We start from the raw sequence: 11,922 nt of genomic DNA, 5'->3' as shown, positions 1-11,922 counted from the left end.
CTTACTTGCTGTTCGAGATGCCGCGGAAGTCGAAGCCGCCCGGAAAGTCGAGCGGGGCTGCGAAATCACCCTGCACAGACTTCTGCAACACGCTCGACCCGGTAGCGAACGCCGGCACGATCGCGGCGACGTCGTTGTTTTCGATCGTCGCGATCTGGTTCGCCAGGGTCTGCTTCTCGGGTGCCGCTGCCGCCGCGTCGTACTGGCTCGACAGATTCTCTAGCTGAGGGTTGGAATACTTCGAGGCGTTCCAGACCGCGCCGCTTTTGAAAATCAGATTGACGAACTGCGAAGGAAGGCGCTGTGCCCAGTCTGTGATGGTCACAGGAGCGTTGAGCCACGGAGTGCTTGAGCCGTCGGCGTAATACTGAGCGCTGGTCAGAACTTGAATGTCGACGTCAAAGCCCGGAATCGCGTTGAGTTGCTGCTGCACGACCTCTGCCAGCGTTTTGTGGTCTGTCGAGGTGGTGATCGTGAACTTCACCGTCTTGCCGCCGAGAAGCTGCTTGACCTTGTCGAGGTCTTGGTCGCGTTGCGGAATACCCGTGGGCTGCACAGAGAAATTCGGAAAGTACTCGTTGTCGTTCGCTACCGTCGCTTGACCGCCGTAGACAGATTGCACGATGGCCTTGCGGTCGAGAGCCCAAGCGACCGCCTGACGCACGCTCACGTCGTCGAATGGCGCCTGGGTCACGTCGAAGAAGAGGCCATCGAAGTGGGTGTACGAGGGTGCTGTCTGGCGGTAGTCGGCCAGGTTGAGTGTGCTGGCGACAGTGGCGCTGTCGTTGATCTGGTCGATCTCACCGCTCTGAAACGCGAGGAGTTGGGCCTGTTCGTCGGCGTAGAAGTTGACCGTGATTGCCGAGAGTTTGACGTCAGCGGCATCCCAATAATCGGGGTTCTTGATGTAGGTCACCGACTGGCCGGGGGTGTACTTCTGTAAGAGGAATTGGCCTGCGCCAACCGGATTGTCGATCCAGTTCGTGCCCTGCTTATATGAGGCAGGCTGAATAGTCGTGTTAGATCCCGTGAGCAGATACGGAAAATCGGAGAACGGGCTGTCGAGGGTGAACACGACGGTGTTGGGCGTCGACCCGGCAGCGACCGATTTCAGAACCCCCTCGAAGCTCGACGCGCCGGCCGACTGGCTGTCTGGACCCGTGATCGAGTTGAAGGTGGCCACGACGTCGGCAGCGCCGAGTGGGTCGCCGTTGCTGAACTTCAGGCCATCGCGCAAAGTGATGGTCCAGGTCAGACCATCGCTTGAGGCGGCCCATGAACTTGCGAGCCGAGGCTCGAGAGTGCCCTTGCTGTCTTGCGAGATAAGACCTTCAGAGGCCAGCCCGACGATGAGCATGGCACCGCTGGCGCTGACGGTCTCTGGGTCGATGGTGCTGGTGGGCTCTGACACTCCGATCGTGTACGTGCCCCCCGCCGCCGCCGACGACGAAGATGGACTGGCGCTGCCGCTGGATGAGCATGCGCTCAGCACGAGAGCAAAGCTGGCGACTGACGCTGCTAACGCCAATCGCACTGCACGGTGGCGGTGGCGGTGGCGGGAACGGGTGTTGATCATCGAATCTCGATTCAAATAGGGCGCATGGTGAGCTGTGTGGTGCCTCGATTCGAACGCTAACAGAGCGTTCATGGGCCGAGAATTCAGTTCGCAATTTCGCAGAAGCATCTCGTAACGAACTGTTTGATTTGGTCACGCAGCTACACAACTTGTCATTCTCCGCGCGGGTTTTGGGTCGTGCGAGTACCGTGCCGGGCTCGCCCGAAGGCGTCTCGGCGCGGGGTCTTGGTGCACGGCGTGATGGTGCACGGCGTCATGGTGCGCATCACTGCTCGACGAAAAGAGCGCGAATGCGTCGCCCGAGTGACTCGTCGACACTCTGCCAGTAGCGAAATGCGCGCTCGCGAATCTCGGGCGACTTCACGGGGGCGATGTGCTGGGCGATGGTGGTGACCAACCTCGTGCGGGCGGCGTCGTCGAGCACCGAACGAACGAGGGTGCCGGCCTGTGCGAAATCGTCGTCTTCGGCATGCACGGCGGCCGCGGAGGCCAGCAGCTCGGCGTCGTCTTCCCACCGCTCGGCTCGGGTTTCGAGGTCAACACCGGGTGCCGATTCGGTGGGCCGCTGCGCTCGATCGAGCACCACGCGGTGCTTGTGAAAGTTCGGATAGCTCGCGATTCGCGCTTGTAACATCGTGTCAGGGCTCGGCCCGACTCCGGGCACGATGCTCGCTGGGCTGAATGCGGCTTGTTCGATTTGCGCTTCGAAGTCGCCGGGGTTGCGATCGAGCACCAACCGCCCCACTGGCACGAGCGGAAAATCGGCTTTCGCCCAGATCTTCGTCACGTCGAACGGGTTGAAGCGGTACCGTTCGGCCTCGTCGTACGGCATTATCTGAACGAAGAGTGACCAGGCCGGATGCTCGCCCCGATCGATCGCTGCCGCGAGGTCTGCGCTGTAGTAGCCCACCTCTGTCTCTTCGATGCCTGCCACCTGCTGCTCGTCGAGAAATGCCGTGCCCTGCTCGCTGATGAAGTGATACTTCACCCAGAACCGTTCTCCCAGCGCGTTGACCCACTGGTAGGTATGGGTGCCGAACCCATCGAGATGTCGCCACGAGAGTGGAATGCCGCGGTCGCCGAACAGCCAGGTCACCTGGTGCGCGGTCTCGGTATGCGTCGTGAAGAATTCCCAGAGCCGGTCATAGTCGAACAACTCGTCGAATGAGGGGGCGCCGGCCGGGTTCTGCCCGCTGCTGCCGCGTCGTACGGCGACCGCGCGAACGAGAGAGGCGAACTTGATCGGATCGTTCAGAAAAAACACCGGCGAATTGTTGCCCACGAGATCATAGTCGCCGTCATCGGTGCGGAATTTGACGGCGAACCCGCGAACGTCTCGCCAAGCATCCGGAAGCTCGAGATGACCGATGGTGGTGGAGAAACGCACGACCGTCTCGACTCGGGCGCCGGCCTGGAACAGCGACGCTGCGGTATACCCGCTGACGTCGTGCGTGGTCTCGAACACGCCCAGGGCGCCCCCGCCTTCTCGGTGACGAATTCGGAGAGGAACGGGGGCGCCCAGAGCGGAGCTCACTGCGAGACGCTCAGAGTGAGCGAGTCGTAGAACGCGATGTGCCCAGCAATGCCGGCGAACGATGGATTGGGTTCTGGGTACGACCAGGCGACCGCCGTGTCGGTGGTGTCGTCGGCGAGAGCCCAGTACTCGCTTGCCACACCCTTGAAGGGGCAGAAGGTCGTTCCCTCGATCGGCCGCAGCAGGTCGAGCCGCACATCTTCTCGGGGAATGTAGAAGCGCACCTGAATGTCGACCTCGTGCAACTCGACAGCACGAGTCGTCGAGGCGACGACGGTTTCTCCAGTGCGAATCTCTACGATTCCCGGCGCCGGCGCGAGTGCGACCAGCAGGTCGTCGATGCGTCGGCTCACGAGGCGCTCGGCGGGCGGAGCGATGAGGGTGGGCGAGCTGGTGTTCAGTGACATGTGGTTCCTTTCAGTGGTGCTTGGTGGTGATTCGTACGGGTAGTACGCATTGGGGAGTCGAATCGAGACAGCCCTGGTGGTTTCGTCACTCAAAAATCGGTGAGGTTCGCACGCAGGCCGCCGCCGCCGAACTCGCGCCGCAACACGCCTCGGCGGCGCAGCTCTGGCACGAGTTCATCGAGGGTGCGGTGCACAGTCACGGGGTGCAGATCGCCGGCGAAAATCAGACCGTCGTTGCCCGTCTCTTCGCCGAGAAGCTCGATGAAGTCGGCGATCTCTTCGGCGGTGCCGACCTGCCCACCGCCGTCGGGCCCAGTCTCGCCCGGGCGAATTCGCTTCAGACGCGCTTTCGGGGCGAGCAACTCGCGAAGCGTCACCGAGGTGAAGCTCTCGGCACCGTCGAGCAGTGCGTTGAGCGTGCCGCGCGAAACGTGGTCGCCGAAAATGGCAGGATCGACGGGAGTGTCGAGGTCGAGTTCGGTGAGGTCGGTATCGAGGTCGCTCGACCAGCCGAGAGCGACCTCTCTCAGCTTCGCTTCGCTCGGTGAAGCAGACGCGGCAACGATTCGGTCGGCCTCGTCGGCGCTCGACGTCACGATCGGCTTGAACACGAAGAGCACAAGCGGCGGATCGGCCTGCCCCACCGCCTGAGCTGCGCTGGCGACGCGTGCGCGGTAGGCCCGCACGCTCGGCACATCGAGCGGAGAAAGCGCCAGTTGCACGTCAGAGTTGCGCCCGGTGAAGGCGAGACCTCGGGGCGATGACCCCGGCGAGACCACGACGGGGTCACCGAGCTGACCTGCTGACGTGTCGAAGGGCAACGCGTTGAGGGGCCCGTCGAACGCCCAGTGCTCGCCTCGATGGCGTAGTGCGTCGAGCCGCGAGCCGTCGGCGAAGATTTTCGACTGGCGATCTTCGAGCAAAGCACCTTCACCCCAGCTGTGCCAGAGTTCGCGGATGCCGCCGAGCCACTCTTCTGCTCGATCGTAGGCGAAGTCGTGGGGCACCGGGTCGAGCCCGAAGTGTCGGCTTGAACCGACATCGGTCACCACGTTCAAACCGAGTCGGCCGCGGCTCAAATGGTGCAGGCTCGCGAACTGGCGCGCCGCCTGGTAGGGCGCGAACTGCAGCGGGTTTACGGTGGGCACCACCCCGAGATGACGGGTGGCCTGAAAGAGGTAGGGGGTGAGACTGAGCGGGTCGTGTTTCGGCCCACCGTAGGCACCGCGAACGCGCAAATCGAGGGTCGATTCGGTGCCGAGCGAGAGCGCATCTTCGATGATCACGAGGTCGAGCCCGGCCTGTTCCAGCTCGCGGGCCGACTGTTGGTAGAGCTCAGGCTCTTGCCAGATGTAGTTCCAGTCGAGGTACGGCTGCCCCCAACCGTGCGGCCCGAAACCACGAGAGAGAAACCAGCCGAAGTGCTGCAGCCCGGTCATCCAATCGCCTGCTCGAGATCGGCGATCAGATCGTCGGCATCTTCGACACCGATCGACAGCCGGATGAGCCCCTGACCGATACCGGCAGCCTTCAGTTGTTCGGGGGAGCGCAGAGTGTGAGTGGTCGAGGCGGGGTGCAGAATGAGCGAGCGCACGTCGCCGAGGTTCGTCATGCGGGTGAACAACTGCACCCGGTTGATCGTGGATCGCGCGGCCTCACGCCCGCCACGCAGAGTGAACGAGAAGACCGACCCCTGGCCGTGCGGAAGGTACCTGCGGGCGAGATCGTGGTAGGCGTTTGTGGCTATTCCCGAGTAGTCGACGCTCTGTACCTCGGGGTGCTCTTCGAGCCAGCGGGCGACGGTGAGAGCGGTGTCACTCTGGCGCTGAACCCGCAGCGAAAGAGTTTCGATGCCCTGCTGAATCAAAAACGCCGAGAACGGCGACGGCGTGGGGCCGAACCGGGGCACAACGGCGCGGCGAAGGTACGCCGAGTAGGCCGCACGCCCGGCGATGTCGCCATAGCCGCGGCCATCGAGTCCGGGCGCGGGCTCGGTGATCTGACCGAACCTGTCGCGGTGCGCCGACCAGTCGAAGGTGCCGCCGTCGACCACGACTCCGCCGAGAACCGTGCCGTGCCCCGAGAGAAACTTGCTCGCCGAGTGCACCACGATGTCAGCCCCGTGTTCGAGCGGGCGCAGCAGATACGGGGTGGCGAAGGTGTTGTCGATGACCAGCGGGATGCCGTGTCGATGCGCTACCTCGGCCACGAGGGCGATGTCGGTGAGATCGTTACGCGGGTTCGGGATCGACTCTGCGAAGATCGCGCGGGTGGTGGGGCGGATCGCGCGTTCCCAAGCCTGGGCACTTCGCGTGTCGACCACCTCGTCGGTGGCTATTCCGAGCCGGGCGAAGTTCTCGAGAAAGAGGCTCCTCGAGCCCTCATAGATGCTCGCAGCCGTGAGAAGCCGGTCGCCTCCGCCGAGCAGTGCCAGCAAGGCTGTCGCGATGGCAGCCTGACCACTCGAGAGAAGCACGGCCTCGACGCCGCCCTCGAGAGCCGCAATGAGACGCTCGACTGCTTCAGTCGTAGGGTTTCCGATTCGGGTGTAGCTGAAGCCGGGGTCGTCGGCGCCGAAGCGCGCGGCGGCCTGGTCGAAGTCGTCGAAGACGAACCCGGCGGTCAGGTGAATCGGCAAGGCCCGCGACTGGTTGGCATCTGCCACGGCTGTGCCGGCATGCACCTGCCTCGTGCTGAATCCCTGCCTGCCGCGGGTCAACACTGGCGTCGTTGTCGCCGGCTCCACGAGAGGCGAGGTGCGTAGGTCGGCAACGACACTCGGCGCGAGAGGCAGAGTACGAGCATCCACCGTCGTCATCGCATTAACCCGCTACGGTCTGGGCGTAGTCGGCGCGAGGCGCGCGCTCGAGCCCGAACCGCTCTCGCAGCGTGGTCTCTTCGTAGGCCGTGCGGGTCAGCCCACGGCGTTGCAGCTCAGGAATCACTTCGTCGACGAAGTTTTCAAGACCGCTCGGCACAGTGAGCGATTGAACCATGAACCCATCGGCCGCGAACTCGGTGAAACGCTCTTCGACAATGTCGGCGATCTCGATGCCGGTGCCGATGACGACGTTTTCTCTGAACGAACGAGCGTACAGCTCGCGGGCGGTCACCTGTTCGCTCTGACCGGCCCACTCCCTGCGCTTGTTGGGTGACTTCGACTCGTTCGAGACGTCGACGTTCGGCGCGAAGGCGAACCGTTCATCGGCCGAGCGCCCGGTGAGGTCTTGGCCGATCGAGTGTGAGACGTCTTCGACGATGAGGCTGTCGGGGGTTGTCGCGAGAATCTGCTCTGCGAGGTCTTCGGCCTCGGCACGCGACCTACCGACAACCGGGCGCAAGGTGGGCAAGATGGAGAATCGCTCTGGATCGCGCCCGTGTTCGACGACTTGTTTCTTCAAGCCCGCGTAGAAGCGCTTGGCCTCTTCGAGAGAGGGAAAGTGGGTGAAGACGGCATCGGCTGTCGCTGCGGCGAGTTCTTGACCCGCAGGCGAACCGCCGGCTTGAAAAAGCACGGGGTGCCCCTGCGGCCCACGTGTGATGTTCAGTGGGCCACGCACGGTGAAGAATTCGCCGCGGTGGTCGGGCGTCTGCAGTTTCGTGTTATCGGCGAAGAAGCCGCTGGCCTTGTCAGCGAGAATCGCATCGTCGGCCCAGCTATCCCAGAGCTTGTTCACGACTTCTACGAATTCTGCACCGCGCTCGTATCGTCGGGAGTGATCGAGGTGGCTGTCTCCGCCGAAATTTCGCGCCTCCTCGTCATAGCGCGAGGTCACGAGGTTCCACGCCGCTCGGCCGCCACTGATGTGATCGAGCGAAGCGAGTGCGCGAGCAACGTGGTACGGCTCGTTGTAGGTGGTCGAGATGGTTGCAGCGAGGCCGATGTTCTTGGCGCGCACCGACAGCGCGGCGAGCAGAGTGAGCGGCTCGGGGCGCACCTGGCTGTAGTGGTCGATTCCCGAGGTGAATCTGTCCCAGAAGTACAGCCCGTCGGCGAAAAAGAGGGTGTCGAAGACTCCGCGTTCGGCGGTACGCGCGAAGTCGGCGAAAAAATCGATGTCGAGATGACGGTCGGGCTCCGCGCTCTCATGACGCCAACCCGTGACGTGTGCGCCGCCTGGGTGAAACAGAAACGCGCCGAGAAGAAGTCGTCTGGTCATGCTGCATACCTTCCTGCGGGGCGTTCGAGCCCCAGATTCTCGCGCAGAGTATCGCCGGCGTATTCAGCGCGATACACCCCGCGATCGATCAAGCGCGGAACGATGTGCTCGACGAAATCATCGAGACCGTCAGGAAGCGTCGAGAACATCACGATGAATCCGTCGGCCGCGTGCTGCTCGTACCGGTCGGCGATCCAGGCGGCGTGGCTATCGGGCGTACCCAGGCGAAAACGTTGACGAAGCAGCGTGTTGTACAGTTCGCGAAGCGTGTAATCGCGCTGTTCGAGCATCGCTGCAATGCTCGAATACACGCTTCTGACCTGGTTGAAATTCTCGGGGTCGAAGTCGAACACGAATTTCTCGTCGGGATCACGATCGCTGAGGTCAGCGTCGAGGTGATGCGAGAGCAGGTCGAGCGACACCTGGTCGGGAGTCAACCGGGCGATCTCTCTGAAACGCTCTTCGGCGTCTTCTTCAGTGCGACCGATGATGGGAAGCAGTGCAGGCAGCACCCGCAGATCGTCAGCGCTTCTACCCGCGCCAGTGGCGCGCGCTTTGTACTCGCTGTAGAGCTGCTGAGCGCCCGTCAAATCGTTCGGGCTGATGGTGAACACGGCCTCAGCGGTGCGCCCGGCGAGTGCTCGACCTGCTTCAGATGCGCCGGCCTGAAAGAGCACCGGATGCCCCTGCGGAGGCCGTGGCACATTCAGGGGCCCTCGCACCGAGTGAAACTCGCCGTGGTGGTCGAGCACGTGCAGCTTGGTGCGATCGGCGAACAGGCCGCTTGCTCGGTTGTAGAGGAAGGCGTCGCCATCCCAGCTGTCCCACAGCCCCGTGACCACGTCGACGAACTCCTCTGCGCGGCGGTACCTCACGGCGTGGTCGAGGTTGCTGTCGCGGCCGAAGTTGCGGGCCTCCTCATCGCTCGCGCTGGTGACGAGGTTCCACGCCGCACGGCCGTGGCTGAGGTGATCGAGCGAGGCGAGTTTGCGCGCCACATGGTACGGCTCGTTGTATGTCGACGAAATCGTCGCGGCGAGACCGATTTTCGAGGTGAGCTGTGACAGCGCACTCAGCAGCGTGAACGGCTCTGGGCGCACATTCACCCCGTGACTGATTCCCGAGGCGAATCGATCCCACACGTAGAGTTCGTCTGCGATGAACACCGTGGCGAAGGTGCCGGCCTCTGCGGTCTGAGCGAAGTGGGCGTAATAGTCGAGATCGAGATACTGCTCTGGCACCGCGTCGGCCGACCGCCACGCCGTGACATGCTCACCGCCCGGGTAGAAGAGCCCGGCGCCGAGAGCGAGGGGTTGTCGTTGTTCGAATGCCATTGTGTTTCTCCTAGACGGTGGCGGCGAGTGGCGAACGCCAGCCGAGGGCCGGAGCTATCTCGTTCACGAAGAGTTCGAGCGCGTCGTGGCGCTTGGCGAAGTTCGAGTACACAAGCTCGACTTGCACCTGAAGGTGCGTGGTGTAGGCGAAAGCCGGTTGGCTGGCGATCGACTCCGCGATCTGCTCAGCGGTGCCGTAGTGGATGCTCAGCGAGTTTGCAATCTCAGCAAGGGTGGTCGCGGGGGGAAGAAAGTCTTTGCCCCAGGCCCATTTCTTGAGAATGCCTGCTTCGGCCTCGCGCAACGCGCTTTCCCGGCTGCGACCGGGAAAGATCAGTGTCGACAGCCCCAGTCGAGGCGTTACGCCGTCGGCAAGCCCGCGATAGTAGGCCGCTGCCGTGACCTCGGCAGGAACAGTCTGGGTGGTTCCCACGAGCACGCCGTGACCTCGTTCAGCGGCCTCGAACGCGCTCGTGTCTGAGAGTGTGGCCTGCCAGAATCGATCCAGTAGTTGTGGGCGCAAAGGTGAGATGATCTGGCCTGCCTCGTCGAGGGGCTTGCCGGCGAGAGCGTCGAGCAGCGCCTGCAGCGCCTTGAGGTAATCGACACGGCGCTTTGCGGGATCGTCGGCGAAGGAGCGCCCGAAGACCTCGGCGAGCCCGGGCAGCCCGCCGCCATTTGCGACGCCGAGCTCGACTCGTCCGCCGCTCAGAACGTCGAGCACCGCCGCGTCTTCGGCCACGCGCAGCGGGCTCTCAAGCGGAAGCGTCACGGCACCGGTGCCGAGGCGCAGGCGCTCTGTGCGCGCTGCAACTGCGGCGAGAAATACAAACGGCGACGGCAAGCCGCCCGCTCGAGATCTGTCAGCGTTCTGAAGATGAAACTGGCGCACCCAGGCAGAATCGAAACCAAGACTTTCTGCGTGCACGAACAAGTCGATGAAGCGCTCGTAGACGGAGTCGGCGTTCGAGTGAACCGAGCCATCTTCTTCGGCGAAGTGGGCGAACACTCCGATCTGAAGCGGAGCTTCAACGGGTCTCTCGAAATCGGAATTCGACTGGTGGGTCATGGTGTCTCCTTGGCGCTACCGAACGAATCGAACGCTATCGACCGCAGCGGGTGCGGTCACGCTCGACGACAGCTTGTGACACGGTGTGACACCATGTTTCGCGATTCGAAAAGACGGAGTGCACAAGTGCGTAAGATCACCGCCGTAAGGCCTTGCGAGCGAGCCAGTTGCCCAGAAACTGAACCAGTTGCACGATGATGATGATGATCAGCACCGCCGCCCACGTGACGGCCGGGTTGAATTGCCGGTAACCGTACTGAATTGCGAAGTTACCGAGCCCGCCGCCGCCGATGTAGCCGGCAACGGCCGACATATCGACCAACGCCACGAAGATGAACGTGTAGCCGAGAATGAGGGGCCCGAGCGCTTCAGGCACCACGATGGTCGACACGATGCGCAAACGGCCGGCTCCGACCGACCTCGCCGCCTCGATCACGCCGGGCTGCACCGTGAGCAGGTTCTGTTCGACGATGCGGCTGACGCCGAAGGTGGCCGCCAGCGACAGTGTGAAGATGATGGCGTTGTTGCCGATTCCGACGCCCAGCACGGCGCGCGCCAGCGGCTGGGCGGCGGCCAAGAAGATGATGAACGGAATGGGCCTGAAGACGTTGACCAGCACATTCAGAACACCGAATACCACCCGGTTCTGGTAGAGATTTCCGCGACGGGTCACATAGAGGCCGAGCCCGAGAACGAGCCCGCCGACGCCACCGAAGAGCAGACTGAGCCCCACGATGTAGAGGGTTTCGAAGGTGGCCTGCCAGAGCTTCGGCAGCAGGTCGATGAGTTCGTTCACAGCCCCGCCTCCGTCACCGTGATATGCGATCGGATGTTCGTGAGCGCCTCTTCTTGGTTGGTGGCCGCTCCGCTGAGCGCCAGCGTGAGGTGGCCGAACACCTGGCCCTGAATATCGTTGATGCCGCCATAGACGATCTCGAAACCGACGTTAGCGCGCGCAAGTTCGGCGAAGACCACCGACTGCGACACATCTCCGTCGCGAAACGAGAACGTCACGATGCGCCCGCGATGGCGCTGCCGCAGCGTTAGTACTTCATCGCGTGAGGGCACGCCCTGAACCACGGTCGACACGAACCGTTTCGACGAAGCCTGCTGCGGGTTCGAAAACACTTCGAACACGTCGCCGCGCTCCACGATGCGGCCGGCGTCCATCACGGCTACCTTCGTCGCGAGCGTCTGAATGACATCCATCTCGTGGGTGATGACCACGATGGTGATACCGAACTCGGTATTGACCCGCTTCAACAGCGCGAGCACCTCGCTGGTGGTCTCGGGGTCGAGGGCGCTGGTCGCTTCGTCGGCGAGAAGGATGCTCGGCGAAGCCGCGAGCGCCCGGGCGATGCCCACGCGCTGCTTCTGGCCGCCCGAGAGCTGCTCGGGGTAGTTGCGGGCTTTGTCGGTCAGGCCCACGAAGCTCAGCAGTTCATCCACTCGCGAAGCGATCGTCTTCTTGTCGGCACCGGCGACCCTGAGCGGGTAGGCGATGTTGTTGAAGACGGTCTTCGAATTGAACAGGTTGAACTGCTGAAAGATCATTCCGATGCCCAGCCTGATGCGGCGCACGTCGCGTTCGGGCAAAGCGGTCATGTCGCGGCCGTCGATTCGAATGGCGCCGGAGGTGGTGCGTTCGAGTGCGTTGATCAGGCGCACCAGGGTGCTCTTGCCCGCACCGGAATACCCGATGATGCCGTAGACGTCACCTTTCTCGATGTCGAGCGTCACGTCGTCGATGGCGATGACCCGCTCGCCGCCGCGTTCGGCCGGGGGGTAGGTCTTGCTGACGTTGGTCAGGCTGATGAGAGCCATGAAGGTGTTCCTTACGAG

The 11,922-nt window shown here is 63.1% G+C and carries 10 protein-coding genes; all 10 read right to left on the bottom strand.

The genetic code is table 11. The features are described 5' to 3' along the window. Nucleotide 1 precedes the first annotated feature (1 nt). Nucleotides 2-1,411 carry an ABC transporter substrate-binding protein gene (locus IEX24_RS07450; protein ID WP_188675991.1) on the bottom strand — a complete coding sequence of 470 codons (1,410 nt, stop codon included), beginning with the start codon at nucleotides 1,409-1,411 and terminating at the stop codon, nucleotides 2-4. 430 nt (nucleotides 1,412-1,841) lie between these two features. Continuing rightward, nucleotides 1,842-3,110: a catalase gene (locus IEX24_RS07445; RefSeq protein ID WP_188675988.1), complete on the bottom strand. Its 1,269-nt coding sequence runs from the start codon at nucleotides 3,108-3,110 to the stop codon at nucleotides 1,842-1,844. Further along, nucleotides 3,107-3,517 carry a DUF427 domain-containing protein gene (locus IEX24_RS07440; RefSeq protein ID WP_188675985.1) on the bottom strand — a complete coding sequence of 137 codons (411 nt, stop codon included), beginning with the start codon at nucleotides 3,515-3,517 and terminating at the stop codon, nucleotides 3,107-3,109. The genes IEX24_RS07445 and IEX24_RS07440 overlap by 4 nt, the downstream gene beginning before the upstream one ends. 89 nt (nucleotides 3,518-3,606) lie before the next feature. Further along, nucleotides 3,607-4,956 carry an LLM class flavin-dependent oxidoreductase gene (locus IEX24_RS07435; RefSeq protein WP_188675982.1) on the bottom strand — a complete coding sequence of 450 codons (1,350 nt, stop codon included), beginning with the start codon at nucleotides 4,954-4,956 and terminating at the stop codon, nucleotides 3,607-3,609. Then, nucleotides 4,953-6,326: an O-acetylhomoserine aminocarboxypropyltransferase/cysteine synthase family protein gene (locus IEX24_RS07430; protein ID WP_229715152.1), complete on the bottom strand. Its 1,374-nt coding sequence runs from the start codon at nucleotides 6,324-6,326 to the stop codon at nucleotides 4,953-4,955. The genes IEX24_RS07435 and IEX24_RS07430 overlap by 4 nt, the downstream gene beginning before the upstream one ends. Before the next feature lie 13 nt (nucleotides 6,327-6,339). Then, nucleotides 6,340-7,677 (bottom strand): NtaA/DmoA family FMN-dependent monooxygenase, encoded by a 1,338-nt coding sequence (locus IEX24_RS07425; protein ID WP_188675976.1) that lies wholly within the window; start codon nucleotides 7,675-7,677, stop codon nucleotides 6,340-6,342. Further along, nucleotides 7,674-9,011: an LLM class flavin-dependent oxidoreductase gene (locus tag IEX24_RS07420; protein WP_188675960.1), complete on the bottom strand. Its 1,338-nt coding sequence runs from the start codon at nucleotides 9,009-9,011 to the stop codon at nucleotides 7,674-7,676. Before IEX24_RS07420 ends, IEX24_RS07425 begins: the two co-directional genes overlap by 4 nt. A 10-nt stretch (nucleotides 9,012-9,021) precedes the next feature. Next, complete coding sequence (locus IEX24_RS07415) at nucleotides 9,022-10,080, bottom strand: LLM class flavin-dependent oxidoreductase (RefSeq protein WP_188675958.1); 1,059 nt, start codon at nucleotides 10,078-10,080, stop codon at nucleotides 9,022-9,024. 136 nt (nucleotides 10,081-10,216) lie between these two features. Further along, the gene (locus IEX24_RS07410; RefSeq protein WP_188675955.1) at nucleotides 10,217-10,876 is read right to left on the bottom strand and encodes a methionine ABC transporter permease; all 660 of its coding nucleotides are present in this window, start codon (nucleotides 10,874-10,876) and stop codon (nucleotides 10,217-10,219) included. Further along, nucleotides 10,873-11,904 (bottom strand): methionine ABC transporter ATP-binding protein, encoded by a 1,032-nt coding sequence (locus IEX24_RS07405; protein ID WP_188675952.1) that lies wholly within the window; start codon nucleotides 11,902-11,904, stop codon nucleotides 10,873-10,875. The genes IEX24_RS07410 and IEX24_RS07405 overlap by 4 nt, the downstream gene beginning before the upstream one ends. Nucleotides 11,905-11,922: the final 18 nt, after the last annotated feature.

It is taken from the genome of Subtercola lobariae (assembly GCF_014640255.1).
In the GTDB taxonomy this organism is placed as follows: Bacteria; Actinomycetota; Actinomycetes; order Actinomycetales; family Microbacteriaceae; genus Subtercola; species Subtercola lobariae.
Note: the sequence above shows the minus strand (reverse complement) of the source record. Positions and strands in the feature narration are given on the sequence as shown.